Genomic DNA, 25,563 nt, shown 5'->3' on the forward strand with positions numbered 1-25,563 from the left:
ACGGGAGTGATGGATGCAGGCGACACAACGGCACGAGTACGTCGAATTCGTCACGGCCACCACCCCGAAGCTGCGCCGCACCGCCTACCTGCTCACCGGCGACCAGCATCGGGCCGACGACGTGGTGCAGCAGACGCTGACCAAGCTCTACCTCAAGTGGCCCCGGGTGCGGGGCGCCGACGACGTCGAGGCGTACGTGCACCGGATGCTGGTGCGCGTCTTCCAGGAGGAGCGGCGGTCCCGCTGGTGGGGGGTGCGGCTGCTGGACCGTACGCCCGAACCGGTGCCGCGCGGTGATCCACCCGGCGCGGACGAGGCCGTGGTGGACGCGGTGACGCTGCGCCGCGCGCTGGCGTCGGTGCCGCCGGGGCAGCGGGTCGTGCTGGTGCTGCGGTTCTACGCGGACCTCTCCGTCGAGCAGACCGCCGCGGTGCTCGACTGCTCGACGGGCAACGTGAAGAGCCAGACCGCGCGGGGCCTCGCCGCGCTGCGCCGCTGGCTGCCGGTGGACACGGACTCGGAGGGAGTGGCGCGGTGAACGACAACGAGGAGCGGGCGGTCCGCCTCCTGCTGCACCGGGTGGCCGACGAACTGCCGCCCGGCGGCGTGCCGGCGCAGGAGCTGGTCACCGGCGGCCAGCGGATGCTGCGGCGGCGGCGGTTCGCCGTCGCCGGGGCGGCCGCCGTGCTGACCGTGGTCGCGCTGCTCGGCGGGACCGTCCTCGCCGGTGGCCCCCGGGCCGCGCGGACGGTCCCGCCGGCCGACAGCGCGTCACCGACGGCCGGGCCGCCCACCGTCGCGCCCGAGCGGTTCGACCCGACCCGCCAGCCGTTCCGGCTCGGCTCGCTGCCCCCGAACGTGGGCCACCAGACCTACGAGACGGACGTCCGGATGGTGACTGTCAACGCGAGTGTGCCGGACGCGATCAGCCCGGGCGGACCGGTCGAGGCGGGCCCGATCATGGCGTTCTCCGCGTCGGTGACCGTCCGGATGGGTGCCCGGGGGGTGGACGTCTTCTTCAACGAGCGGGAACGGGTCGAGGACCGGCGGATGGGCGGTCCCCCGCCAGAGGTTCCGCTGCCCGGCGCGCCCGTGGCGCCGGTGAACGGCAAGCCCGCGTTCTTCTACACCCACCAGCACGCTGCCGTGCTCTCCTGGCAGTACGCCCCGGACGGCTGGATCGCGATCAGCGTCTGGGAGTACGACCGCCCGGAGGAACTCGCCCGCCAGATCGCCGAGGGGTTGGTCTGGGAGGAGCGGCCGGTGACCGTGCCCTTCGCGTCGGTCGCCGCCCCCGGGGGAGCGGTCCTGGAGGGCACCGAGATACGGACGTTCCGGGGCGGGTGGCTGGACGCGAGCCTGCGGTACGTGCTGCCGGAGAACGTCGGCTCGGCGGAGGTCCGCTCCGACTACATGCTCGGCGTGAGCAACGGGATCTTCAAGGACGGCGAATTCAAGGCCGGGCTCACCGTGGCCGGCCGGCGGGCCATGGCCGACGAGTTCTCCAACGGTACGGGCGTCTACCGGGTCGGCGAGTTGCCCGGTGGCTGCACCGGTTGTGTCGCCGAGGTCAACCCGGAGACGGTGGCGGGGCAGGCGGCGGTGGGCGGCCGGACCGGCGCGCTCGAGCTGGCCGCGTCCCTCCGGCTGGTGGACGGGTGGGACGACCCGGCGTCCTGGCGGCCGGTGTAGCCGACGGGGGCGGCGGGCGGGCAGGCCCGGCGGGACGGGGGCGGGCCGGCCCGAGCGGATCCGGCGCGGGCGCGGCACGGACGCGCGGTTGCTGCGTCGGGCGGCGCGATCGGTCAGGATGAGCTGCGGACGGGTGGCCGGACCGGATCGCGGTGCCGGCGGCCCGCCGAGGAAGGAGACCCGTGCCGTCCACCCTGCTCTCCCGCCGTGACCTGAGGTTCCTGCTGCACGAGTGGCTGGACGTGGTGCGGCTGACCGAACGGCCCCGCTACGCCGAGCACTCGCGGGAGACCGTCGACGCGGCGCTGGACCTCGCCGAGCGGGTGGCCACCGAGCGGTTCGCCCCGCACAACCGGGCCGCCGACCTCACCGAGCCGACCTTCGACGGCCAGCGGGTGCGGCTGATCCCGCAGGTCAAGGCGGCGCTGGAGGTGTTCGCCGAGACCGGGCTGCTGGGCGCCAGCCTGGACTCCTCGGTCGGCGGCATGCAACTGCCGCACGCCGTCTCGGCGGCCTGCTCCGCCTGGTTCCAGGCCGCCAACGTGGCCACCTCGGCGTACCCGTTCCTCACCCTGGGCAACGCCAACCTGCTGCTGGCGCACGGCAGCGCCGAGCAGGTCGACACCTGGGTCCGGCCGATGGTGCAGGGCCGCTTCTTCGGCACCATGTGCCTGTCCGAGCCGCAGGCCGGCAGCTCGCTGGCGGACATCACCACCCGGGCGGAGCCGCAGGACGACGGGACGTACCGGCTGCACGGCACCAAGATGTGGATCTCCGGCGGGGACCACGAACTCGCCGAGAACATCGTGCACCTGGTGCTGGCCCGGATCCCCGGCGGCCCGCCGGGGGTCAAGGGCATCTCACTGTTCATCGTCCCCAAGGTGCTGGTGGACGCCGCCGGCGCGCTGGGCGCCCGCAACGACGTGGTGCTGGTCGGCCTGAACCACAAGATGGGCTACCGGGGCACCACGAACACCCTGCTCAACTTCGGCGAGGGGGTGCACCGCCCGGGCGGGCGCGCCGGGGCGGTCGGCTATCTCGTCGGCGAGCCGCACCAGGGGCTGGCGCAGATGTTCCACATGATGAACGAGGCGCGCATCGGGGTGGGCGCCGGCGCCACGGCGCTCGGCTACACCGGCTACCTGAAGTCCCTGGCGTACGCCCGGCAGCGCCCGCAGGGCCGGCCGGTGGCCGACAAGGACCCGACCGCGCCGCAGGTGCCGATCGTCGCCCACGCCGACGTGAAGCGGATGCTGCTGGCGCAGAAGAGCTACGTGGAGGGCGCGCTCGCGCTGGTGCTCTACTGCGGCCGGCTGCTCGACGAGCAGCGGACCGCGCCCGCCGAGGCCGACCGGGACCGGGCCCGGCTGCTGCTGGACGTGCTCACCCCGATCACCAAGAGCTGGCCGTCGCAGTGGTGCCTGGCCGCCAACGACCTGGCCATCCAGGTGCACGGCGGCTACGGCTACACCCGCGACTACGACGTCGAGCAGCACTGGCGGGACAACCGGCTCAACGCGATCCACGAGGGCACCCACGGCATCCAGGCGCTGGACCTGCTCGGTCGCAAGGTGACCATGCGCGACGGGGCGGGGCTGGCGCTGCTGGTCGACACCGTCCGGGCCACCGTCGCCCGGGCCTGGAAGGCCGAGGGGGAGCCCGCCGAGCTGGCCGCCCGGCTCGGCGCCGCGCTGGACCGGGTCGCCCTGGTGACCCGGCGGCTGTGGGAGCGGGGCGATCCGGAGCTGGCGCTGGCCAACGCCAGCGTCTACCTGGAGGCGGTCGGCCACGTGGTGATCGCCTGGATGTGGCTGGAGCAGCTGCTCGCCGTCGACGCCGCCACCGGCCCGACCGACACCGCCGAGGACGTGGCCTTCTACGCCGGCAAGCGGCAGGCCGCCCGGTACTTCTTCCGGTACGAGCTGCCCCGTACCGGCCCGCAGTTCGACCTGCTGGAGAGCCTGGACCGGACCACCCTGGAGATGCGCGAGGACTGGTTCTGACCCGGCCGGCCGGGTGCGGCGGCGACCTATCCTTGCCGGTCATGGACTCCGGTGAGGCGATGGCGGCGCGACCCGCCGAAGACGATCGGATGACGGCGCTGCGAGGCTGGTGGCGGCTGCCGGCCGCGACCCGCCGCGAGGTCCGGCGGCTCAGCCGGCGCGGGGAGCCCCACCCCGACCCGGAGGTGGCCTGGATCGCCTGGCGGTGGGCGCAGGTGGTGCTCCCGCCGGGCGCGCCGGAACCCGGTCGGGCCCGCAACATCGGCAGCGCCGCCGGCTTCTGGGTGCTGATCCTGCTCGACCTGGTCACCGGGGCCGAGCCCACCGACCCGCCGGCGCCGCACTGGCTGGACCGGCGGCGGGCCCGGCGCGTCCTGCGGATCGGCCCACCCGTCGGCTGACCCGCCGGTGGCCCGCGACCGCCGGACGACGGTCGCGGGCCACCTCCCGCGAGCGGGGTGCCGCGTCAGCAGCCGGTCCAGCGGACCGGGCTGATCCGGGTGCCGTTCTGGAAGCCGACCACGATGCCGTTGTCCGAGATCGCGGTGGCCCCGATGCCGACGCCGGTGCCGCCGCCCGGCAGGACCACCGAGCCGGTGCCCCGGCTGATCCGGTCCCCACCGACCACCACGCCGTGCCGGTTGACGTCGGTCAGCCACTCGAACCGGGGGTCGATGCCGATGCTGGCGCCACTGGTCAGGTCCCAGCGCACCTTGACGGTGTTCGGGCCGCCGAGGTCGACCCAGCCGATCGCGTACCGGCCGCCGGCGCCCAGCACACGCGCTGACCGCGCACCCGGGACGGTCAGCTCCCGGACCTCGCCGTCCGGGGTGCGCACCCAGCCGGTGGGTTCGGTGAACGAGCCGCCCGTGCCGACGATGGTGCCTTCCTCGGTGATCCCGTCCGTCTGCCCGGTGGCGGGGGCGTCGAGGACCTCGACGGTGCCCGGTCGGGCGGCGGGCCACAGCAGCGGGAAGCTCTCGTTCGTCGTGGCGGAGGTGCCGTACCCGACGATGTCACCGGCGCCGTTGATCCCGGTCACCCAGATGCCGTACGAGGGCACCACGGGCAGGAACTCGACCCGGCCCGCCTGGTAGCGCCACGGCCGGCCGATGCTGTTCTCCCAGCCGTTGCCGACCACCACCCCGCTGGAGTTGACGTCGACCACCGTGTCGGCGATGGCGGACTCGACGGTGGTCAGCCGTCCGCCGTCCCAGACCAGCAGCAGCCGCTGGTTGACGCCACCGGTGGTCCGCAGCCCGGAACCGGCGATGTACCGGCCGCTCGGGTCGATGGCGTCGGCCGACGCCCGGTAGGAGTCCGCCGGGTAGGCCAGCGGGCGCAGGGCGCAGAGGCGGATGCTCCGGCCCGGGTCCGCGGTGGCCGCACCCGGCGTGCTGGCGACGCCGAGCGCGGCGGTCAGCAGGCCGGCCGCGACCCCGGCCAGGATCCGGCGTCGAGCGATCTGGGTCATGGGTTCCTCCCCCGTGTACGGCCCGGCTGTCCGGGCCTTGGCACACGCAAGACGCGTGGTCGCGGGGGAAGGTTGCGGCGCTGTCGGATCGGCGACCGGTCCGCTGTGGACCTCGGTCGCCCACCCGCCCGGCGGGCGGTCAGGCCGGGGTGTGCGCCACGTAGACGGTGTTGGCGGACTCCCCGCCGGTCAGCGGGTTGGCGAACGGCACCACGTGCGCCCGTGCGGCGGTGAACACCTCGGCGAGGACCGCCTCGAAGCCGGCGTCCGGCGGGTCGTCCGACCAGAGCGCGAACACCCCGTCCGGGTGCAGGCAGGCGGCGAGCCGGCGCAGCCCGTCGGGGGTGTAGAAGTCGGCGTGGCTCGGGTGCAGCACCTGGCGGGGGGAGTGGTCGACGTCGAGCAGCACGGCGTGGAACCGTCGCCCGGGGGCGTCCGGGTCGAGGCCGGTGCCGTCGGCGACCGCGGCGAAGAAGTCCGCCCGCACGAACCGGGTCCGCGGGTCGGTGGCCAGGCCGGCCGCGAAGGGCAGCAGTTCCCGCCGGTGCCAGTCGATGACGTCCTCGATCGCCTCCACCACGACCAGCGAGCGGACCCGGTCGTCGGCCAGCGTGGTGCGGGCGGTGTAGCCGAGGCCGAGGCCGCCGACGACCACGTCGAGCGCCGGCCCGGCCAGCGCGGCCAGCCCCAGCCGGGCCAGTTCGATCTCCGCGACCGGGAAGAGGCTGGACATCAGGTACTCGTCGTCGAGCTTGACCTCGTACACCTCGGTGTCGAGGAAGGGGTCGCGGCGCCGGCGCAGGCTGATGGCGCCGATCGGGGTCTCCCGCCAGGCCAGTTCCTCGAATCGCGCGCTCACCGGCCGGGATGCTACCCGCCCGGGCGCCCGGCGCCGGTGCCGGCGCGCGGGCGGGCGGCAACGCATCGATCCGCCGTCGCCGGGTATGCGGGCTGGCCGAGGCCCCGGACGGGGGGCCCGGACGAGGGAGTACGCACAGTGGCGGAGATGCTGGCCGGACGGCTGCACCTGACGGAGCGGGCGCTGCGCCTGGAGACGGTGCCGGTGCCCGAACCGGCGCCGGGGCAGCTGCGGATCAAGGTCGCGGCGGCCGGGGTGTGCCTGTCGGACGTACACCTGATCGACGGCACGCTCACCCCGCTCTACCTGCCCGGCGACGTGGTCACCCTCGGCCACGAGGTGGCCGGTGTCGTCGACGCGCTCGGCGACGGCGTGGCGGGGTGGCAGCCCGGCCAGCGGGTGCTGCTCCAGGCGGGGGAGCGGGACCGGCGCGGCACCGTGTTCACCCGGGGCGTGGACTACGACGGCGGCTGGGCCGAGTACGCGGTGGCCAGCCAGGAGACCGTGGTGCCGATCCCGGACGAGCTGCCGTTCGAGCAGGCCTGCATCATCCCCGACGCGGTCTCCACGCCCTGGGCGGCGGTGACCGACACCGGGCGGACCCGGCCCGGCGAGGCGGTCGCGGTCTGGGGCGTCGGCGGGTTGGGCGCGCACGCCGTGCAACTGCTGCGGCTGGTCGGCGCCGCCCCGGTGATCGCGGTGGAGCCGCTGGCGGCGGCCCGGGAGCGGGCGCTGGGCCTCGGCGCGGACGCCGCGCTCGACCCGGCGGACAACGCCTTCCGGGACACCGTGCTGGGCCTGACCGACGGTCGGGGGCTGGACGTGGCGTTCGACTTCGCCGGGGTCACCCCGGTGCGCGAACAGGCGCTCACCGTGCTCGGCCGGCGCGGGCGGCTGGTGCTGGCCGGGATCGCCAACCAGCCGGTGACGATCCCGTCGGACAGCTCGTTCAACTACCTCCGGCAGGCGGTGCTCGGGCACTACGGCTCGGAGGCCGAACACGTGGTGCAGCTGGTGTCGCTGGCCCGGCAGCGGCGGCTGGACCTGTCCGCCTCGGTCAGCGACGTGCTGCCGCTGGCCGAGGCGGAGCAGGCGGTGCGGCGGGTGCAGAGCAAGCAGGGCAACCCGATCCGGCTGATCCTGCGGCCCTGACCCGCGTCGGTCACCGGGCGGCGAGCGCCCGCAGGACGCGGCACACCGGCGCGGTGGTCGGACCGCGCCGGCGCCCGCCGCACTCGGCGACGAGCAGCCGGGCGTACCCGGCCAGCAGGGCCGCCGCGCCGAGGGCGACCCAGAGCTGCGGCTCGCCGCGGACCGGCGCGGGGAGCTGCTGCCCGAGCACGAACCCGCCCATCGCGAGTACGAACCAGCCGAAGGCCCGGCGCAGGACGTCGGCGGGCAGCCGTCCGGCGAGCCGGGCACCGGCGAGGCTGCCGGCGACCGCCGCCGCGGTCACCACGGCGGCCAGCCGCCAGTCGACGGTGACGCTGGCCAGGTAGCCGGCCAGGCCGGCGAAGGACTTCAGCGCGATGACGACCAGCGAGGTGCCCACCGCGACCGGCATCGGCAGGCCGCCGAGGAGCACCAGCGCGGGCACCACCAGGAATCCGCCACCCGCGCCGACCAGGCCGGTGACCAGGCCGACCACCAGGCCGTCGGCGACCACGCGCGGCAGCGGGAGCTGGCCGGGCGGCGGTGCCCCGGCGGCGTCCCGCCGGCCGCGGATCATCGCGGTGGCGGTGCCCAGCATCATCAGCGCGAACCCGGTGAGCAGCAGCCAGGGCGGGACGAACGCGGCGAGCCGGCCGCCGGCGTACGCGCCGGCCATGCCGGCGGCGCCGAAGACCAGCCCGGTGCGCCAGCGGATCCGGCCGGCGCGGGCGTGCGGCACGGCGGCCACCGCGCTGGTCACCCCGACGACCAGCAGCGAGGTGGCGATCGCCTCCCGGGCCGGCAGGTCGGCGAGGTAGACCAGCAGCGGTACGGCGAGGATCGACCCGCCGCCGCCGAGCAGCCCCAGGCTGACCCCGATCAGCACGGCGCCGGCGACGGTGAGGACCAGGCCGGTCACGACCGGCCCGCGTCGGGCGCGCCGTCGCGCAACTGGCCGACCACGGTGTCGAGGTCGCAGCTGGCACCCCGGTTGTACGGCAGCCTGCCCAGCAGCATGCCCATCGCACAGGTGTTGGTGACCGCGGCGCTGGTGAGCCCGGCGCCGATCGCGGCGGCCACCCACTTCGCGCCGGGCAGCACCACCGAGGCGAGGATGCTGGCCAGCACGATCGTGCCGGCGACCAGGCGGACCTGCCGTTCCAGGTCCCAGCGCGCCCGGCCCAGCCGGACCGGCGCCCGGGCGGCCTGCCAGGCGAGCATGCCGCCGTCGAGCACCCGCAGGTTGGGCAGGCCCGCCCCGGCCAGCGTCTGCCCGGCCCGCGCGGCGCGCGCGCCGGAGCGGCAGATGAGCACGACGTCGTCGTCGAGGTGGGCGCGCAGTTCGGCGCGGTGCTCGCGGAGCAGGTCCAGCGGCACGTTGTACGCGCCGGGGATGTGCGCGGTGTGGAACTCGCCCGGGGTGCGCACGTCGAGGATCCGGGGCGGGCGGCCGCTCTCGATCAGCTCGCGCAGGGTGGCCGCGTCCAGGGTGGCGGGTGAGGTGTCCATGTCTCCTCGGGTCGGGTCGGCCCCCGCCGGTCGGCGGGTGCGGGGCAGGGTCGGCGGGTGCGGGGCAAGGTCGGTGGGCAGGGCGGGTGTTCGCGGGCCGGCGGGCGCGGCGGGCCACCCGGCCGGGCTGCTCCGGCCGGGGTGGCCCCGCCCGGCGGGCGCGGGACCGGGCCGGGCGATCCGGGCGTCAGGCCGGGTGGACGATGGGGAGACCGGCGCTCCCGGCCGCGGCGTACCGGTCGTCGATGACCACCACCCGCCGGCCGGCGTTGGCCAGCAGCGAGGCGGCGGCGGTGGCCCGGTAGCCCGAGCCGCAGTGCACCCAGACGGTGCCGGCCGGCACCTCGGCGAGCCGCTTCGGCAGGTCCGGCAGCGGCAGGTGCACCGCGCCCGCCAGGTGGCCGGCCCGCCACTCGTTGGTCATCCGCACGTCGAGCACCACGTCGGGCGCGGGCAGGCCGTCGGGGGTCCGGCCGGCCTGCGCGGCGGCCAGGGCGGCGAAGTCGGCGGTGGGCAGCTGCCGCAGGTCGGCGGGGTCGGCGGCCCACTCGGCGGGGGCGCCGGTCGCGGCGGCGGCCGGCCGGTCGATGCCGATGCGCACCAGTTCGCGCTGGGCGTCGGCGAGCTGCTCGGGCGTCTCGGCGAGCAGGGTGACCGGCACCCCCCAGTCGATCAGCCAGCCGAGCCAGGTGGACATCGGCCCGTCCAGGCCGAGGCTGACCGTGCCGGCCAGGTGCGTGGCCGCGTACGCCTTGCGGTTGCGCAGGTCGACCACCCACTGCCCGGCGGCGATCCGGTCGCGCAGTTCGGCGGCGTCCGCGCGGGTGGCCGGGGTGAGGTCGACCGGCGCCGGTCCGGCGGCGTTGGCCACCCCCATGTGGGCGTAGTACGCCGGGTAGGCGTCCAGGCCGGCCAGGATCTCGCTGACGAACTCCTCGGCGGCCAGCCGCAGCACCGGGTTGACCTGCTTCTCCCGGCCGATGGTCGACTCCGGCGCGTCGGCCTGGGTCGCCGAGCAGAAGCTGCCGAAGCCGTGGGTGGGCCAGACCTCGGCGCCGTCGGGCAGCAGGTCGGCCAGCCGGCGGGCCGACGCGTGCTGGTGCCGGGCCAGGTCGTGCGCGTGCTGCGGGCCGAGCAGGTCCGGCCGGCCGGTCGTGCCGAAGAGCAGCGAGCCGCCGGTGAACACACCCGCCGGCGACCAGCCGCCGTCGTCGGCGGTGTCCAGCACGTACGACAGGTGGTGGAAGGTGTGGCCGGGAGTGGCGACGGCGCGCAGCCGCATCCGGTGCGAGACCGGCAGCACGTCGCCGTCGGTCACCGGCGTGCGGTCGAAGTCGACCCGCTCCGCGTCGGCCAGCAGGTAGCGGGCACCGGTCAGCTGGGCCAGCTGCCGGCCGCCGGAGACGTAGTCGTTGTGCAGGTGGGTCTCGACGACGTGGGTCACCCGGACCCCGAGCCGGCCGGCGAGGGCCAGCACCCGGTCGACGTCGCGCTGCGGGTCGACGACGACCGCTACCTCGCCGTCGTGGGCCAGGTAGCTGCGGTCACCCAGCGACGAGGTGGTGATGACGGAGACCTGGACGGTCATGGCCGATCCTTTCGGAAATACCCTGGGGGGTATGCGATGGGCAGACGTCCGCCCGTGCGGCTACCCCGCCCCGGTGTGGTCACACCGGGGCGGACGGAGGGCGGATCAGGACAGGGCGAGGAACAGCTTCTCCAGCTCGTCCTCGGTCATCTCCGGCTGCTCGCCGCGCTCGCGGGCGGTGCTGCAGTGCCGCATCCCGGAGGCGATGAGCTTGTAGCCGGCGCGGTCGAGTGCCTTGGAGACGGCGGCCAGCTGGGTCAGCGTGTCGCGGCAGTCCTGGCCGGTCTCGATCATCTCGATCACGGCGTTGAGCTGCCCGCGGGCCCGCTTGAGCCGGGTCAGCGCGTCCGCCGTCATCTCGGGTCGTAGCTTCACGATGCCCAGCATACCCCCGGGGGTACCTGGCCGCCAGCCGGTCGCGGTGGCCCGCGACGCAGGGTCGTCGGGATATCGACGCAGCGCTTATCCTGTGCCCCGACCGACTCGCCGGAAGGGATCCCATGCCGTCGCGGCAGGACCAGCTGCACTCCTACCAGTTCACCGTCCAACGGGCGGTCGCCGCGCTGGTCATGCGCGAGACCGACCCGGCGCAGTCGCCGTTCCGGCGGCTGGCCGGCGCCGCGCTGGCCAGTGTCCTGGTCGCGGCCATCGGGGTGGGCGGCGCCGCGCTCTACGGGTTGTTCGCCGGGGGCGGCACCAAGTGGCGCGACGCCGGCGCGGTGATCGTGGAGAAGGAGTCCGGCGCCCGGTTCGTCTACCGGGACCAGAAGCTGCACCCGGTGCTCAACTACGCCTCCGCGCTGCTGATCATCGGGGCGGACCGGCCGAAGACCGTCCTGGTCTCCCGCCGCTCCATCGACGGCGTGCCGCGCGGCCTCCCGCTCGGCATCGCCGACGCCCCCGACTCGCTGCCCGCCCCGGGCCGGCTGGTCACCGCGCCCTGGACGGTCTGCTCGGCGCCTCCGGCCCCGACCGCGCCGGAAGCGCCCCGATCGGCGCTGCTGGTCGGCGTCGACGCCGCCGGCGGCCGGCCGCTCGGCGAGGACGCGCTGCTGTTGCGGCACCCGGACGGCGGGCTGCACCTGCTCTGGCAGCACCGCCGGCACCTCGTCCGGGACGCCAACCGGGTGCTCGCGGCGCTGGCGGCCACCCGGGCCCGGGCGGTCCCGGTCGCCCCGGCCCTGCTCAACGTGCTCCCGGCGGGCGCCGACCTGGCGCCGCTGGCACTGCCCGACGAGGGTGAGCCCTCCGAGCGGGTGTCCGGCGCCCGGATCGGCGACGTCTACCTGGTGCGCAACTCCGGCGGCGGCCGGCAGTACGCCGTCGCGCTGCGCGACGGGCTGGCCGGGATCACCGAGCTCCAGGCCAGCCTGCTGCTCGCCCGTACCGGCCAGCGCGAGCCGGAGTCGATCACCCTGGGCCGGTTCGCCGCGCTGCCGAAGCTGCCCGACCTCGCGCCGACCGGCCCGGCCGCCCCGCCGACCGTGCCGCCGAGGCTGGCCGCCCTGGACGGGGCCGCGCTCTGCGCCCGCTTCGGCGACGACGGCGCGGTGGTCGACGTCCGGCTCGGCGCGACCCTGCCCGACCTCGGGGCCACGCCCCGTACCCCGGCACCGGCCGGCGGCGGGGTGCTGGCCGACCACGTCCTGGTCGAGCCGGGCCGGGGCGCGGTCGTCGAGGCGGTCGCCGCGCCCGGGGCGAGCGGCGGCGCGATCTCCGTCGTCACCGACCTGGGCCGGCGGTACGTGCTGGCCGGCGGCGAGGTGCTCGGCATGCTCGGCTACCGCGACGTCCGGCCGGCCCGGTTGCCCGCCGGGCTGGTCAGCCTGGTGCCCGCCGGCGCCACCCTCGACCCCGCGGCGGCCCGGGTGGTGGCCGCCCCGACCTGAGCGCCCGTCAGGCGGGGCGGCGCAGCACGGTCACCGCGAAGTCCGCGTCGTCCCGCCACGGGCGCAGGTCCCAGGTGGCGAAGCGGTGTTCCAGGCGCAGCCCGGCGGCCACCGCGTGGGCGTCGAACTCGGTCAGCGCATAGCCCCGGTCGGTGCCGAAGCCGACCACCATCACGCCGTCCGGACGCAGGTGCGCCGCGATCCGGGCCAGCACCGCCGGCTCGGTGCCCGGCGCGACGAAGGCCATCACGTTGCCGGCGACCACTGCCGCGTCGAACGGTTCGGGTTCGCCGGCCGCGGCCAGGTCCAGCTCGGCCAGGTCGGCGACCAGCCACCGTGGCCCGGGATGGTCGGCCCGGGCGGCCTCGACCAGCGCCGGGTCGGCGTCCACCCCGACCACCGTGTGCCCGCGGGCGGCGAGCGCGGCACCGACCCGGCCGGTGCCGCAGCCCGCGTCGAGGATCCGCGACCCGGGCGCCACCATCGCGTCCAGGAACCGGGCCTCACCGGCCAGGTCGGCGCCCTCGGCCGCCAGCCGGCGGAACCGGTCGATGTACCACTGCGAGTGCTCCGGGCCGGTGTCGGTGGCCCAGCGGGTGGGGTTGGCCATGCCCCCAACGCTATCGAGGCCGCTGCGGCGTCAGGGCAGCCGGGCCACCGTGATGAACTCGTTGTAGGTGAAGAGCTTGCCGAACGCGCGGGGGAACGGGAACGAGTACTGCCGCTCGACGGTCAGCCCCAGGTCGCGGCAGGTCTCCGCCGCCTCGGCGAAGCCGACGAACCGGACGTGCGTCGCGTCGCTGCGGTAACCGCGCTCCTGCGGGGTGATGAACACCGCCCGGCCGCCGGAGCGGAGGTACGGCAGGTACATCGAGATCACCTCGCGGGCCTGCTCGGCCGGCATGTGTTCGAGCAGGTGCGCGGCGAGCATCGAGTCGAAGGCGCCCGGGCGGGCGTACTCGGAGGCGAGGAACTCCTCGGTGGTGTACGCCTCCAGCCCGAGCTCCCGGCAGTGCGCCACCGAGGTGGGGTTGTGGTCCACGCCGACGCTGTCGCGGCCCAGGTTGATCAGGTTGCGACCGAGGCCGGAGCCGACGTCGAGGGTGCGTCCCAGCTGGAGCCGGCGCAGGTTCCAGCGGTAGGGCGCCTGCACGTCGAGCACCTGCTTCCACCGGGCGCCGCCCAGTCGTTGCAGCCGGCGGGTGTAGTCCTCGCCCGCCGTGCCCGTGTGGTTCTCCTGCCCTGTCTGACTCATCGCCGGTTCCTCTGTCTGCGTCGGTAGAAGCTGGTGCGCGTCGCGGCCGGTCCACGCGCGGCGGGTCGACCGGGTCGCCCCCGGCCGCCCGGGGCGGGCCGGCCCCGATGCTACGGCCTACGGGGCGGCCTGTGGGGTAACTGACCGGCCAGTTTGTGCGGGTGTGCGCCGGGTGACCGGGTGGTCGGCGGGGCGTCACCGGCGTCCGCCCCGCCGACGGCCCGTCACCCCTTCTCGGCCCCGCTGGTGAGACCCTCGGTGAGTAGGCGCTCACTGGCGAAGAAGAGGATCACGATGGGCAGGGTGAGGATGACCGAGCCGGCCATCAGCACCGTCTTGGGGACCTCGACCCCGTCGGCGAGCTGCGCCAGCCCGAGCGACACCGTCCACCGGTTCGGCTTGTCGACGAGGAAGAGCAGCGCGAAGAGGAACTCGTTCCAGGCGATCATGAAGTCGTAGAGGGCGACCGCCATGATCGAGGGGGCGGCGAGCGGGAGGCTGACCCGGCGGATGACGCCGAGCCGGCCGGCCCCGTCGATGGCCGCGGACTCCTCCAGGCTGACCGGGATGGTCTCGAAGTAGTTCTTCAGCATGTAGACCGAGACCGGGAGGGTCTGCGAGATGTAGACCAGGATCAGGCCGAACAGCGAGCCGCGCAGCCCGGCCCGGGTGAAGACCACGAAGAGCGGGATCGCGATGACGATCGACGGGAACAGGTAGACCGCCAGGAACAGGAAGTGGACCTGCCGGCGGCCGAAGAACCGCAGCCGGGAGACGGCGTACGCGCCGGGGATCGACACCAGCAGGGTGAGCAGGGTCGCCGCGACGGCCACCAGCCCGCTGTTGCGCATGAAGGTGAGGAAGCCCCGGCCGCCGTCGTCGGCGGTGCGCAGCACCTCGGCGTACGTGCTGACGGTCAGTTCGCCGAGCCCGACCAGGAGCGAGCCGGGGTCGAGCAGGAGGCGCTCGATGGGGCGTACCGACAGCAGCAGCATGTAGTAGAAGGGGAAGACGGTGACCAGCAGGAACGCCGCGATCAGCAGCCGGCGCAGCCAGCGCAGGCTCACCGTCTCGACCCGGTCCCGGTCCATCAGTCGACCCTCCGTCCGAAGAAGCGCAGGTAGATCAGGACGAACACGACGAGCACCACGGCCAGCACGACGGCCTGCGCCGCGGCCGCGCCGATGTCGGTACGGGCGGTGAGGAACTGGTAGACCCGGACGCTGACCACCTCGGTGCCGGCCGCGCCGCCGGTGAGCAGGTAGACGTCGTCGAACTTGTTGAACGTCATGATGAAGCGCAGCACGCCGAGCATGGCGATCACCGGCATCAGCTGGGGCAGCAGGATGTGCCGGAACCGCTGGGTGGGGGTGGCCCCGTCCACCCGGGCGGCCTCCTCCAGCTCGCCGGGCACCGCCTGGAGGCGGGCGAGCAGGAACAGGAACGCGAACGGGAAGTAGCGCCACGCCTCGAACGCGATGACGGTGGCCAGGGCGGTCGACTCCTGGGACAGGAAGGGCACCGGGGTGTCCCAGCCGAGGAACCGCCGGCCCCAGTCGTTGACGATGCCGAGCTGCGGGTCCAGCATCACCTGCCAGACGAAGGTGAAGGCGACCACCGGGGCCACGTACGGCAGCAGCATCGACGCGCGGACCAGGGTGCGGCCCCGGAACGGCCGGCGGACCACGAGCGCCGCCACCAGCCCGAGCGCGATCGAGCCGGCGGTGGCGCCGAGGCTGTAGACCAGGGTGGTCCAGAGGGTGTCGGCGAAGCCCGGGGTGTTCAGCACCCGTTCGACGTTGTTCAGGGTGAACTCGCCGAACAGGCCCGTCCGGCGCAGGGTGGCCAGGCGGACTCGCTGGAAGGCGAGCACCACCGTCCAGACGATCGGGATGCCGATCACCGCGACGACGACGAGCAGGGTCGGGGCGACCAGGGCGAGCCCGGCCCGGGACTCGCGGCGGCGCAGCGTGAGCGGCCGGCGGCGGCGGGCCGGCGCCGGCCGCTCCCGGGTGGGGGAGCGGCCGGTGCCGGGTGCGGTGGTGGTCAATTGACGCCCGCCTTGATGGCCTCCACGTCCTTCTTGGCCCGTCCGGCGGCCGCGGCGGCGTCGGACTTGCCGGCGACCACGTCGCTGAGCGCCTTGGGCACCGGCAGCTCGCCGAGGATCGCGCCGACCAGCTTGCCCTGGCCCTGGGTGAGGCCCCAGCGCTGGAAGGTGTCCGGGCTGCGGCGCAGCCCGGCGAGCACCTCGTCGCCGTACACCTCGGCCAGCGGCTTCTTCGCGTCCACCCCGGCCTGGCTGGTGTTCCAGGCGGTGAGGAACTTCTCCGGTTCGGCCGTGGTGCCCTTGCGGACCGGGAAGCGCCCCTCCGGTGACATGCCGAACCAGCGCGGGTACGCCTCGTCGAGCAGGTGCGACACGAAGGACTTCGCCGGGCCGGCGGCGGCGCCGTCGAGCACCGCCCAGGAACTGATCTCGCCGTACTGCGCGGGTCCGCTGCCGTTCGGGCCCTGGATCCCGGTGACGAAGCCGCTGTTCTGAGCGAGGAAGGTCGGGTCGGCCTGGCACTGCGGGCAGGTGGGTCTGGCGTCGTTGCGCAGCCCGGCCAGCTCGTCGAGGATGAACGGCGACCAGACCAGCATGGCGGCCTTGCCGGCGAAGTAGGTGGCCCGGGTGGTGTCCACGTCCTGCCCGCCCTTGACCGACCAGTTCCGCATCAGGTCGCCGTAGAAGCGGAACGCCTCGACGCACTCGGGCGAGTCCAGCTTCACCGCGCCGGAGTCGTCGGTGAGCTGGCAGTTGTTGGCCAGCGCCAGGTGCTCGAAGGTCTGCTGGGTGAACACGTCGCCGGGCGCGGTGGCCGCGGTGATGCCGGCGACGCCGTCGCGGTGCAGCCGCCGCGCCGCGTCGGTGATCTTCTGGTACGTGTCGGGGGCGGGCAGCCCGGCGGCGGCGAAGAGGTCCTTGCGGTAGACGAGCAGCTGACCCCAGCCGTCACTGGGCACGGCGAGCTGCCGCCCGTCGTCGGAGGTCAGTTCCAGCGCCCGCGGCGAGAACGTCTGCCGGCCGAGCGAATCCACCACCTCGCCGTTCGCCGTGGGGTGCAGCAGTTCGTTGCCGGCCAGGGTGCGGACGCCGGCCAGCGACACCGAGCCGACCACGTCGGGCAGTTCGCCGGCGGCGGCGCTGGAGGCGATCAGGGAGGGGAACTGGTCCTCGTTGACGGTGACCAGGTCGACGGTGATCCCGGTCTTCGCGGTGAAGTCGGCGATGATCGCCTTGGTGGCGGTGACCCGGTCGGCCACGTCCTCCAGGCTCCACACCGTGATCTTGTTGCTGTCGCCGCCGGAATCGTCGTCCCCGCAGGCCAGCAGGCTGGCCCCGGTGAGTGTCATGATCAGGGTGGCGGCGAGCATCCGCATCGGAGGTGCTGACATCGGTGGCACTCCTCTCGAAGGGTACATGAGGGATTCAACGCCGTCGATTGATCAATTACAAGACATATACCGATTTTTTGTTCTAGGATGGAACCCAGTGCTACCGGGATGTGACTCATGGTCAACTGGGTTGTCTCCTTGGCCGGGCCGCGCAGGATCAGCCTCGAGCCCTGCCCCCCGGATCCACTCGGGCCGGGCCAGGTCCGGGTCCGCACCTGTTACTCCGGCATCTCGGCCGGCACCGAGCTCACCCTCTACCGGGGCAGCAATCCCCGACTGAGCAAGGACTGGGACGACGTCACCCGGATGTTCGTGCCCCGGCAGACCGCCGTGCCCTACCCGCTGGTCGGCTTCGGCTACGAGGAGGTCGGCGAGGTCGTCGAGGTCGCGCCCGAGGTCACCGACCGGCAACCCGGGCAGGTCGTGTGGGGCATCTGGGGGCACCGCGCCGAGGCGGTGGTGCCGGCCGACCTGGTGCACCCGCTCCCCGCCGGCCTGGATCCGCTCGCCGCGGTCTTCGCCCGGCCCGGCGCCATCGCGCTCACCGCCGTGCTCGCCGGCGACCTGCACCTCGGTGACTGGGTGGGGGTCTTCGGGCAGGGCGTGATCGGGCTGCTCGCCACCCGGCTCGCCACCCTCTCCGGCGCCCGGGTGGTCGCCGTCGACCGGGTGCCCGGCCGGCTGGCGCACGCCCGGCGGTTCGGCGCCCGGCTGGTCGTCGACGCGGCCGTCGAGTCCCCGGCCGACGTGCTGCGCCGGGCCACCGGCGGCAGCGGCGCCGACGTCTGCCTGGAGCTGTCCGGCGCGTACCCGGCGCTGCACGAGGCGATCCGGGCCACCACCCACGCCGGCCGCGTCGTGGCCGCCGGCTTCTACCAGGGCCAGGCCGACGGGCTCGGCCTGGGCGAGGAGTTCCACCACAACCGGATCCAGCTGGTGGCGGCCCAGGTGTCCGGGCCGACGCCGGCGCCCGGCATGGCCGGCCGGTGGACCGGTGCCCGCGTCGCACACACCTTCATGGACCTGGTGGCCGAGGGCAGCGTCGATCCGCTGCCGCTGGTGAGCCACGTCGTCGACGCCAGCGCGGTGGCCGACGCGCTGGCGCTGCTCGACCGCGGTGACGCTGATGCCCTCCAAGTCGTGCTGAGGTTCCGTTGACATCTTCCGCAGCCCTGAAGGGCGGGGATTCCCTCGGTCGCCCGAGGGGATTCCTGCTTCGCTGGGTCGTGCCTTCGCCGCATGCGCGGGTGGGGTCTTACCGGCCCTCCACAGGCGTTTTACCTCTCCGTCAGCCCGGCGGCGAGGATGTTGTTGGCGGCGTTGACGTCCCGGTCGTGTTCCGAGCCGCAGCCCGGGCACGTCCAGACGCGCATGGCGAGGGTCATCGTGGTGTTGATCCGTCCGCATGCCGAGCAGGTCTTCGTGCTCGGATGCCAGCGGTCGATGGCGATCACGGTGCGCCCGTACCAGGCGGCTTTGTATTCCAGCATGTGGCGCAGTTCCGACCAGGCTGCGTCGGAGATGGCGCGGGCCAGGCGGTGGTTGCGCAGCATATTGCGCACGCTGAGGTCCTCGATCACGACTGTTTGGTTCTCGCGGACGAGTCGAGTCGACAGCTTGTGCAGGTGATCGCGCCGCCGGTCGGCGATGCGGGCGTGGATGCGGGCCACCGCCAGGCGGGCCTTGGCCCGGTTGGCGGAGCCCTTGGTCTTGCGAGACAGGTTGCGCTGTGCGCTGGCCAGCTTGCGTCGGTCGACGCGCTCATGTCGCGGGTTGGTGATCTTCTCGCCGGTGGAGAGGGTGAGCAGGCTGGTGATGCCCGCGTCCACGCCGACCGCCGTGGCCTGCGGGGGCAGGGGCTGCACGCCGGGATCCTCGACCAGGATCGCCACGTGCCACCGGCCGGCCGAATCGCGGGACACGGTGACCGTCGACGGCTCGGCTGGCAGGGGCCGCGACCACGCGATGGCCAGCGGTGCGTCCATCTTGGCGAGGGTGAGCTGTCCGTCGCGCCAGCGGAACGCCGAGCGGGTGTATTCCGCCGACGCCCGGGACTTGCGCTTGGACTTGAACCGCGGGTAGCGGGCACGCTTGCTCCAGAACGCCGCGAAGGCGGCCTGAAGGTGCCGCAGCGTCTGTTGCAGCGGCACGGACGACACCTCGTTGAGAAACGCCAGATCGTCGGTGCGTTTCCACTCGGTCAGCCAGGCCGAGGACTGCACGTAGGTGCTGCGCTGTCCGTCGACCGACCATGCGCGGGTGCGCGCCTGCAGGGCGAGGTTGTAGACCTTACGCACGCAGCCGAAGGTGCGGTTGAGCTGATCAGCCTGCTCAACCGTGGGATAGAAGCGGTACCTGTACGCCCGCTTCACCACCACACCCACACCCCAGATCATGCCGGCAGTCCAGACAAGACGTTGCCCGAGGGGAGGGAGCGGCGTTCCCCCGGCACTGAAGAGCTGGGATCCACGCCGCGAATGAGATGACCATTCCGATCGCCTGCCAGGAGCAGCTCCTGCCGGGCACCGACCTGATCCAGAAGTACGCCCTGGCCACCGCGCTCGGCTACGACGCCATCGAGCTGCGCGGTCGGGGCGACCTCGCCCTGGCCCGCCGGCTGCCCGAGCTGCGCCGGGCCCGCGCCGCCGGGGTGGTGATGCCCACCGTCTGCGTCGAGATGGACCACTTCATCGGCGACTTCGACGCCGAGCGGTCCCGGGACGCCGTGCGCAACCTGCGCTCCCAGCTGTCGGTGATCGCCGAGATCGGCGGGGTGGGCGCGATGACCCCCGCCGCGTGGGGAATGTTCTCCCGGCGGCTGCCACCCTTCGACCCGCCCCGCTCGCCCGCCGCCGACCGGCAACTGCTCGTCGACACCCTCGGCGAGCTGGGCGAGCACGCCCGCGCCGAGGGGGTGCGCCTCTTCCTGGAGCCGCTCAACCGGTACGAGGACCACATGGTCAACCGGCTCGACGAGGCGGTCCGGCTCTGCGCCGCGGTCGGGCTGCCGTCGGTGCGGGTGGTCGCCGACACCTTCCACATGAACATCGAGGAGGACGACGTGCACCGGGCGCTGCGCGCCGCCGCGCCGTATCTCGGGCACGTGCAGGTCAGCGACTCCAACCGCTACCAGCCGGGGGCCGGGCACCTCGACTGGCCGGCGCTGCTGCGGACCCTGCTGGAGATCGACTATCGGGGCTGGCTGGCCCTGGAGTGCCGGCTGCGCGGCGACCCGGTACGCGCCCTCCAGCAGGCCGCCACGGTGCTGCGGCACGCCCAGCCCCGGCAGGCGGCGGCATGAGCGAGCGTCAGCGAGCGAATCATCGGTGCCGGGCGGTGGTGTCTCCTGGCGGCGCGGAGCGCAGCGGGGGGCCGGTGTGAGCGCGGGGACGGCCGGCGCGGGCACCCTGACCCGGTTGCGCCGTCTCGCGCTGTCCACTCTGGACGGCAACTGGGAGCACGACCACACGGTGCCCTCGCGCACGCTCTACCCGCACCAGTGGAGTTGGGACTCGGCCTTCATCGCGATCGGGCTGGCGCACGTGCGTCCCGAGCGGGCGTGGCGGGAGCTGGACAGCCTGTTCCGGGCCCAGTGGGCCGACGGGCGGGTGCCGCACATCGTGTTCAACCCGGCGACGCGGGTCGGCGCGTACTTTCCCGGACCGGACTTCTGGCGTACCGAGGTGGCCGCGGCGGCGCCGGCGGTGGCCACCTCCGGGCTGGTCCAGCCGCCGGTGCACGCGCTCGCCGCCTGGCTGGTGCACCGCCGTGACCCCGGCCCGGCCACCCGGGCGGCGCTGGGCCGGCTCTATCCGCGGCTGGTGGCCCAGCAGCGCTACCTCGCCGAGCGGCGCGACGCGGGCGGGGGCGGGCTGGCCAGCATCGTGCACCCGTGGGAGTCCGGGCTGGACAACAGCCCCGCCTGGGACGCCCCGATGGCGGCGGTGCCGGCCGACGCGGCGGTGATGCGCGCGTACCGCCGGCACGACACCGCGCATGCCGACGCCGCGCACCGCCCCACCGACCTGGACTACGCGCGTTACCTGGCGATCGTGGCCGCCTACCGCGACCACGGCTACCGCGACGACGGGTTGGCCGAACGGCAGCCGTTCCTGGTGGAGTGCCCGCTTTTCAACGCGGCGATGGGCCTCGCCGAGCACGCGCTCGCCGAGATCGCCGCGGTGGTCGGCGCCGACCCGGGACCGCACCGGGAGCGGGCGGCGGGGATCACCGAGGCCCTGGTGCGGCGGCTGTACGACCCGGCGACCGGCACCTTCCACCCGCTCGACCTGCGCACCGGCCGGCTGGTCCCGGCGCGGACGGTGCTCGGCCTCGCCCCGCTGGTCCTGCCCGACCTGCCGGCCCGGCAGGTCGACGCGCTGGTGGTGGAGGCCTGCTCGGCGCGGTTCGGGGTGGCCGGCCGGATGGAGCGCCCGTTGCCCAGCTACGACCGGACCGCCCCGGACTTCGAGCCGCTGCGGTACTGGCGCGGGCCGAGCTGGCTGAACACGACCTGGCTGGTGCGGCGCGGGCTGCTCACCCACGGCCGGCCGGAACTGGCCGCCGGGTTGCGCGGGTCGATGCTGGACCTGGTGACCGGGGCCGGTTGCCACGAGTACTTCCATCCCGACACCGGGGCCGGGCTGGGCTCGCCGGCGTTCGGCTGGACCGCGGCGCTGCTGCTCGACGTGCTCGCCGACGACTGCTGAGGGTGGGGCCGTCAGCGCCCGTCGGTCAGCTCGGCGAGCAGCCGCTCCACCCGGATCCGGATCTCGTCGCGGATCGGGCGCACCGCCTCGACGCCCTTTCCGGCCGGGTCGTCGAGCTTCCAGTCCTCGTACCGCTTGCCCGGGAAGACCGGGCAGGCGTCGCCGCAGCCCATCGTGACGATGACGTCGGAGGACTCGGCGGTGGCGTACTCCAGCAGCTTCGGGGTCTGGTCGGTGATGTCGACGCCCACCTCCCGCATCGCCTCGACGGCGGCCGGGTTGACCGTCTCGGCCGGCGCCGAGCCGGCGGAGCGCACCTCGACGGCGTCCCCGGCGAGGTGGCGCAGCCAGCCGGCGGCCATCTGCGACCGGCCGGCGTTGTGGACGCAGACGAACAGGACACTGGGTTTGTCGGTCATCGGGTGCCTTTCCGGCGGTCGGGGTCAGCGGTCGAGGGCGGCCTGGTCGTCGGCGGGGACGACGACGTGGTCCGCGGCGGCGCCGGCGTCGGGGTGGAGTACGGCGAGCAGGCCCACGCCGACGGCCAGCCCGACCAGTTGGGCGAGGACGAACGCCGGCACCGAGGCGGGCGCGATCCCGGCGAAGGTGTCGGTGAACGCCCGCCCGATCGTCACCGCCGGGTTGGCGAACGAGGTCGACGAGGTGAACCAGTAGGCGGCGCCGATGTAGGCGCCGACGGCGGCCGGTGCGGCCGACGCCCGCCCGGAGCGGGCGAGCGCGAAGACCAGCAGGACCAGCCCGCTGGTGGCGACGACCTCGCCCAGCCAGAGGTGCGCCCCGGTGCGCTCCCTGCCCGACAGGTCGACGGCGGTGAGGTCGAACATCAGGTTCGCCAGGACCGATCCGGCGACCGCCCCGGCGACCTGGGCGAGGGTGTAGCCGGCGAGGTCGCGGCCGGTCAGCCCGGTGCCGGCGCGGCGACCGAGGAACCAGTCGGCGGCCGAGACGACCGGGTTGAAGTGCGCCCCGGAGACCGGGCCGAAGACCAGGATGAGCGCGCCCAGGGCGAGCGCGGTGGCGATCGAGTTCTCCAGCAACTGGAGGCCGACGTCACCGGGGGAGAGGGTGGCGGCCATGATGCCGGAGCCGACCACGGCGGCGACCAGCAGGGCGGTGCCGAGGAACTCGGCCAGCAGGCGCCGCCGGAGTGCGATGGACATGAGGGGTCTCCTCCTCGGGGCGCGAAGCGCGGGCGGCGGGCGTCAGGGACGGTGGACGGCGGGGGCGAGCCGGTCGACGCGGTCGGCGAGCTCGGTGTAGGCGGCCTCGAACGCCTCGTCGGTGTCGAGCCGCACCGGGTCGGGCACCGACCAGTGCAGCCGGGGCCGGACCGGGCCGGTGAGTTCCTCGTGGGCGTTGTCGCAGACCGCGACCACCAGGTCGCCGTCGCGGACCACGTCCGCGACGTGTGCGGTGCCGGCCGGGTCGAGGTGGAGCCGGTGGCGGTGCGCCACGGTGATCGCCCGGGGGTGGACCCGGGCGGCCGGTTTCGTGCCGGCCGAGGCGGCCGGGCCGTGCGCGCGGTGCCGCCAGAGCGCGGCGGCGAGCTGGGAGCGGGCGGAGTTGTGCGTGCAGACGAAGACGACCCGCCCCACCCCGGTCAGCGGCGGCGTGCCGAGGGTGGCCAGGGTCTCCGGACGCAGCCGCAGGTAGGTGCGGCGCCGGTCGCCCTCGGACCGGGTGCGCACGACGAGCCCGGCCGCGCTGAGCACCTTGACGTGATGGGCGACCAGGTTGGTCGGCATGTCGAGGGCGTGGGCGATCTCGCCGGGCGAGGCGTCGCCGAGGGTGAGCGCGTCCACGATCGCCAGCCGCGCCGGGTCGCCGAGGGCGGCGTGGACCCGGGCCCGGTCGCCCAGGGTGGAATGCTCAGCGTTCATTGAGTCAACTGTCGCTGAGCTGTAGGCGACTGTCAAGCCGGGACGAGTCGCGGGGCCCTCTCCGCCTCGGTGGCGCGGCTGGTGGACAAGTTGAGCGTGGTGCCCGGGGCGGGCGTCAGCGGCGGCGGCGTCGGATCGGCGAAGGGCGACGCCGGGCCCGGAGAGCGGCGATCAGCAGCAGGTCGCCAGGTAGGACTGCAGTTCGGCCAGCGCGGCGAGCGCGCCGTCGCGGTCCGCCCGGTAGTAGACGGTCTTCCCGTCGCGCCGCGACGTCACCACCCGACCCCGGCGCAGCAGCGTCAACTGCTGCGAGGCGGTGGCCTGGCTGATGCCCGTGCGCTCGGCCACCTCGCCCACTGACAGTTCCGCGCCCCGCGCGAACAGCATCATGATCCGCTGCCGGGTCGGGCTGCCCAGCGCCTTGAGGAACTCCTGCGTCTCCGGCGCCAGCCCAGACGGGGCGTCGACCGGCCCCGCGGTCGAGGATGTCGGTCGTCCGGACGTCGCCTGCTGCATGCCTCCCACCTTCCCGCACCATCATCATATTGTCATTCAACAAAATGACGATATGATCGCCCGCATGACTCCGCGAACCGAACCCCTCGTCATCGTCGGTGGTGGCCAGTCCGGCCTGGCCGCCGCCCGGGCCGCGCTGACCGCCGGCCTGCGCCCCGTCGTCCTGCACGCCGGCACCGAACCGGTCGGCTCGTGGCCCGACTACTACGACAGCCTCACCCTCTTCTCGCCGGCGCGCTACAGCGCCCTGCCGGGCCTCGACTTCGGCGGTGACCCGGAGCGCTACCCGAGCCGCGCCGAGGTGGTGGCGTACCTGCGCCGCTATGCCGCCGGTCTGGACGCCGACATCCGCACCGGCGTCCGGGTCGCCGCGGTGCTGCCGCGTCCCGACGGCGGCTACCTGGTGCGTACCGACGCCGGTGACGAACTCGCGGCGGCCGGGATCGTCGCCGCCAGCGGGTCGTTCGGCAACCCGCACCGGCCGGTCCTGCCCGGGCAGGACCGGTACGCGGGGGAGTTGCGCCACGTCGCCGACTACCGCCGGCCGGAACCGTACGCGGGGCGGCGGGTCGTGGTCGTCGGGGCCGGCAACTCGGCGGTGCAGGTCGGCCACGAGCTGGCCGCGTACGCCGACGTCACCCTGGCCACCCGCGCACCCGTACGGTTCCTGCCGCAGCGCATCCGGGGCCGGGACCTGCACCACTGGCTCCGGGTCACCGGCGCGGACCTGCTGCCGGGCCCGGTGCTCGCCCGGCTGGTCCGGCACGCCGCCGTGCTCGACACCGGGGTGTACCGCGACGCCATCGCCGCCGGCGCGCCGGCCCGCCGGGAGATGTTCACCGCGTTCACCGACGACGGGGTGATCTGGCGTGACGGCACCGCCGAGCGGGTCGACGCCGTCCTCTTCGCCACCGGCTACCGCCCGCACCTGGCCTACCTGGCGCCGCTGGGCACCCTCGATGACGGCCTGCCCCGCCAGCGCGGCGGGATCTCCACCACCCATCCCGGGCTGGGCTACCTCGGCCTGGAGTTCCAGCGGTCGTTCTCCTCGAACACCCTGCGCGGGGTGGGACGCGACGCGGCGTACGTGCTGGCCGCCGTCGCCGCGCACGTGTCCGGCCGGTCGCGGCGCCGCCCCGCCGCGCACCGCCGTCGGCGGCCGGCCGTGAGCCGGGGCGGCGGTACGCCTAGGCGACGCCGGCCGGCTCGACCGTGAGCAGGGCCGCCAGTTGGCGCAGCACCCCGGGGCGGGCCCGGTAGTAGACCCAGGTGCCCCGCCGCTCCGCGTCCACCAGGCCCGCCTCGCGCAGTGTCCGCAGGTGGTGGGAGATGGTAGGCCCGCTGAGGTCGAAGGCGGGAGTGAGGTCGCAGACGCACGCCTCGCCCCCCTCGGCCGAGGCGATCATGGACATCAGCTGGAGCCGGACCGGGTCGCCGAGGGCCTTGAAGGCGGGGGCGAGGACGGCGGCCGTCTCCGCCGGCACCCGGCGCTGCGCCAGCGGCGGGCAGCACGGCGTCTCGGCGTCCAGGACGGTCAGCGGCGTCGGCTGCTTTGACATTCCTCTAGGTTGACAT

The 25,563-nt window shown here is 74.5% G+C and carries 27 protein-coding genes; 10 read left to right on the top strand and 17 right to left on the bottom strand.

Going from position 1 to position 25,563, the window contains the following annotated elements; all coding sequences use genetic code 11:
* Positions 1 to 13 precede the first annotated feature (13 nt).
* The 4 genes from SM577_RS19900 (at position 14) to SM577_RS19915 (ending at position 4,096) form a co-directional block, all read left to right on the top strand.
* Positions 14 to 538 (top strand): SigE family RNA polymerase sigma factor, encoded by a 525-nt coding sequence (locus SM577_RS19900; RefSeq protein ID WP_302921301.1) that lies wholly within the window; start codon positions 14 to 16, stop codon positions 536 to 538.
* The gene (locus SM577_RS19905; RefSeq protein WP_302921303.1) at positions 535 to 1,692 is read left to right on the top strand and encodes a hypothetical protein; all 1,158 of its coding nucleotides are present in this window, start codon (positions 535 to 537) and stop codon (positions 1,690 to 1,692) included. The genes SM577_RS19900 and SM577_RS19905 overlap by 4 nt, the downstream gene beginning before the upstream one ends.
* Before the next feature lie 182 nt (positions 1,693 to 1,874).
* The gene (locus SM577_RS19910) at positions 1,875 to 3,695 is read left to right on the top strand and encodes an acyl-CoA dehydrogenase (protein ID WP_302921304.1); all 1,821 of its coding nucleotides are present in this window, start codon (positions 1,875 to 1,877) and stop codon (positions 3,693 to 3,695) included.
* Positions 3,696 to 3,736: 41 nt separating this feature from the next.
* The gene (locus SM577_RS19915) at positions 3,737 to 4,096 is read left to right on the top strand and encodes a hypothetical protein (RefSeq protein WP_474587677.1); all 360 of its coding nucleotides are present in this window, start codon (positions 3,737 to 3,739) and stop codon (positions 4,094 to 4,096) included.
* A gap of 65 nt (positions 4,097 to 4,161) precedes the next feature.
* Here the strand turns inward: SM577_RS19915 and SM577_RS19920 are convergent, their stop codons facing one another.
* Positions 4,162 to 5,169, bottom strand: coding sequence for a hypothetical protein (locus tag SM577_RS19920; RefSeq protein ID WP_474587678.1), 1,008 nt, complete (start codon positions 5,167 to 5,169; stop codon positions 4,162 to 4,164).
* A 139-nt stretch (positions 5,170 to 5,308) separates the two neighbouring features.
* Positions 5,309 to 6,028, bottom strand: coding sequence for a polyamine aminopropyltransferase (locus SM577_RS19925; protein ID WP_474587679.1), 720 nt, complete (start codon positions 6,026 to 6,028; stop codon positions 5,309 to 5,311).
* Between the two features lie 147 nt (positions 6,029 to 6,175).
* Between SM577_RS19925 and SM577_RS19930 the strand changes: the two genes are divergently transcribed.
* Complete coding sequence (locus SM577_RS19930) at positions 6,176 to 7,180, top strand: zinc-binding dehydrogenase (RefSeq protein WP_474587680.1); 1,005 nt, start codon at positions 6,176 to 6,178, stop codon at positions 7,178 to 7,180.
* Between the two features lie 10 nt (positions 7,181 to 7,190).
* On the opposite strand, the gene SM577_RS19935 is transcribed toward SM577_RS19930, so the two are convergent.
* The 4 genes from SM577_RS19935 to SM577_RS19950 all read right to left on the bottom strand — a co-directional run bounded on the left by SM577_RS19935 (position 7,191) and on the right by SM577_RS19950 (position 10,652).
* Complete coding sequence (locus SM577_RS19935) at positions 7,191 to 8,099, bottom strand: sulfite exporter TauE/SafE family protein (RefSeq protein WP_474579686.1); 909 nt, start codon at positions 8,097 to 8,099, stop codon at positions 7,191 to 7,193.
* Positions 8,096 to 8,689 carry a rhodanese-like domain-containing protein gene (locus SM577_RS19940; RefSeq protein WP_302921309.1) on the bottom strand — a complete coding sequence of 198 codons (594 nt, stop codon included), beginning with the start codon at positions 8,687 to 8,689 and terminating at the stop codon, positions 8,096 to 8,098. The genes SM577_RS19935 and SM577_RS19940 overlap by 4 nt, the downstream gene beginning before the upstream one ends.
* 187 nt (positions 8,690 to 8,876) lie before the next feature.
* Positions 8,877 to 10,277 carry an MBL fold metallo-hydrolase gene (locus SM577_RS19945; protein ID WP_474587681.1) on the bottom strand — a complete coding sequence of 467 codons (1,401 nt, stop codon included), beginning with the start codon at positions 10,275 to 10,277 and terminating at the stop codon, positions 8,877 to 8,879.
* A 105-nt stretch (positions 10,278 to 10,382) separates the two neighbouring features.
* On the bottom strand, positions 10,383 to 10,652 hold the full coding sequence (locus tag SM577_RS19950) for a metal-sensitive transcriptional regulator (RefSeq protein ID WP_302921312.1): 270 nt from the start codon (positions 10,650 to 10,652) through the stop codon (positions 10,383 to 10,385).
* Positions 10,653 to 10,777: 125 nt separating this feature from the next.
* Between SM577_RS19950 and eccB the strand changes: the two genes are divergently transcribed.
* On the top strand, positions 10,778 to 12,166 hold the full coding sequence (eccB, locus tag SM577_RS19955) for a type VII secretion protein EccB (RefSeq protein WP_474579683.1): 1,389 nt from the start codon (positions 10,778 to 10,780) through the stop codon (positions 12,164 to 12,166).
* A 7-nt stretch (positions 12,167 to 12,173) separates the two neighbouring features.
* Here eccB and SM577_RS19960 read toward each other — a convergent pair whose 3' ends face one another.
* From SM577_RS19960 to SM577_RS19980, 5 genes are all read right to left on the bottom strand, one after another.
* Positions 12,174 to 12,776, bottom strand: a complete 603-nt coding sequence (locus SM577_RS19960) for a class I SAM-dependent methyltransferase (RefSeq protein WP_302921314.1) — start codon at positions 12,774 to 12,776, stop codon at positions 12,174 to 12,176.
* A 30-nt stretch (positions 12,777 to 12,806) separates the two neighbouring features.
* A complete protein-coding gene (locus tag SM577_RS19965) occupies positions 12,807 to 13,421 on the bottom strand; it encodes a class I SAM-dependent methyltransferase (protein WP_302921315.1) in 615 nt (204 codons plus the stop codon).
* A gap of 224 nt (positions 13,422 to 13,645) precedes the next feature.
* Positions 13,646 to 14,512: a carbohydrate ABC transporter permease gene (locus SM577_RS19970; protein WP_302921316.1), complete on the bottom strand. Its 867-nt coding sequence runs from the start codon at positions 14,510 to 14,512 to the stop codon at positions 13,646 to 13,648.
* Complete coding sequence (locus SM577_RS19975) at positions 14,512 to 15,471, bottom strand: carbohydrate ABC transporter permease (RefSeq protein ID WP_474587682.1); 960 nt, start codon at positions 15,469 to 15,471, stop codon at positions 14,512 to 14,514. Before SM577_RS19975 ends, SM577_RS19970 begins: the two co-directional genes overlap by 1 nt.
* Positions 15,468 to 16,862: an ABC transporter substrate-binding protein gene (locus SM577_RS19980; protein ID WP_302921318.1), complete on the bottom strand. Its 1,395-nt coding sequence runs from the start codon at positions 16,860 to 16,862 to the stop codon at positions 15,468 to 15,470. Before SM577_RS19980 ends, SM577_RS19975 begins: the two co-directional genes overlap by 4 nt.
* 117 nt (positions 16,863 to 16,979) lie before the next feature.
* On the opposite strand from SM577_RS19980, the gene SM577_RS19985 reads away from it, so the two are divergent.
* Complete coding sequence (locus SM577_RS19985; protein ID WP_474579681.1) at positions 16,980 to 18,020, top strand: zinc-dependent alcohol dehydrogenase; 1,041 nt, start codon at positions 16,980 to 16,982, stop codon at positions 18,018 to 18,020.
* 119 nt (positions 18,021 to 18,139) lie between these two features.
* Here SM577_RS19985 and SM577_RS19990 read toward each other — a convergent pair whose 3' ends face one another.
* Positions 18,140 to 19,258: an RNA-guided endonuclease InsQ/TnpB family protein gene (locus SM577_RS19990; RefSeq protein ID WP_302921320.1), complete on the bottom strand. Its 1,119-nt coding sequence runs from the start codon at positions 19,256 to 19,258 to the stop codon at positions 18,140 to 18,142.
* An 86-nt stretch (positions 19,259 to 19,344) separates the two neighbouring features.
* Here SM577_RS19990 and SM577_RS19995 point away from each other — a divergent pair, with 86 nt between their 5' ends.
* Together SM577_RS19995 and SM577_RS20000 are read left to right on the top strand one after the other, a co-directional pair.
* Positions 19,345 to 20,163, top strand: coding sequence for a TIM barrel protein (locus tag SM577_RS19995; protein WP_474587683.1), 819 nt, complete (start codon positions 19,345 to 19,347; stop codon positions 20,161 to 20,163).
* A gap of 76 nt (positions 20,164 to 20,239) precedes the next feature.
* A complete protein-coding gene (locus SM577_RS20000; RefSeq protein ID WP_474587684.1) occupies positions 20,240 to 21,571 on the top strand; it encodes an MGH1-like glycoside hydrolase domain-containing protein in 1,332 nt (443 codons plus the stop codon).
* An 11-nt stretch (positions 21,572 to 21,582) separates the two neighbouring features.
* Here the strand turns inward: SM577_RS20000 and SM577_RS20005 are convergent, their stop codons facing one another.
* The 4 genes from SM577_RS20005 to SM577_RS20020 form a co-directional block, all read right to left on the bottom strand.
* Positions 21,583 to 21,990 carry an arsenate reductase ArsC gene (locus SM577_RS20005; protein ID WP_474579678.1) on the bottom strand — a complete coding sequence of 136 codons (408 nt, stop codon included), beginning with the start codon at positions 21,988 to 21,990 and terminating at the stop codon, positions 21,583 to 21,585.
* Positions 21,991 to 22,014: 24 nt separating this feature from the next.
* The gene (locus SM577_RS20010) at positions 22,015 to 22,752 is read right to left on the bottom strand and encodes an aquaporin (protein ID WP_474587685.1); all 738 of its coding nucleotides are present in this window, start codon (positions 22,750 to 22,752) and stop codon (positions 22,015 to 22,017) included.
* Positions 22,753 to 22,794: 42 nt separating this feature from the next.
* Positions 22,795 to 23,472 (bottom strand): arsenate reductase/protein-tyrosine-phosphatase family protein, encoded by a 678-nt coding sequence (locus SM577_RS20015; protein ID WP_474587686.1) that lies wholly within the window; start codon positions 23,470 to 23,472, stop codon positions 22,795 to 22,797.
* Positions 23,473 to 23,643: 171 nt separating this feature from the next.
* Positions 23,644 to 23,988, bottom strand: coding sequence for an ArsR/SmtB family transcription factor (locus SM577_RS20020; RefSeq protein ID WP_302921326.1), 345 nt, complete (start codon positions 23,986 to 23,988; stop codon positions 23,644 to 23,646).
* Positions 23,989 to 24,052: 64 nt separating this feature from the next.
* Between SM577_RS20020 and SM577_RS20025 the strand changes: the two genes are divergently transcribed.
* A complete protein-coding gene (locus SM577_RS20025; protein WP_474587687.1) occupies positions 24,053 to 25,204 on the top strand; it encodes a flavin-containing monooxygenase in 1,152 nt (383 codons plus the stop codon).
* On the opposite strand, the gene SM577_RS20030 is transcribed toward SM577_RS20025, so the two are convergent.
* Positions 25,176 to 25,547, bottom strand: coding sequence for an ArsR/SmtB family transcription factor (locus SM577_RS20030; RefSeq protein ID WP_302921328.1), 372 nt, complete (start codon positions 25,545 to 25,547; stop codon positions 25,176 to 25,178). The two genes, SM577_RS20025 and SM577_RS20030, sit on opposite strands and share 29 nt — an antisense overlap.
* Positions 25,548 to 25,563: the final 16 nt, after the last annotated feature.

The organism is Micromonospora desertarenae (genome assembly GCF_056150265.1).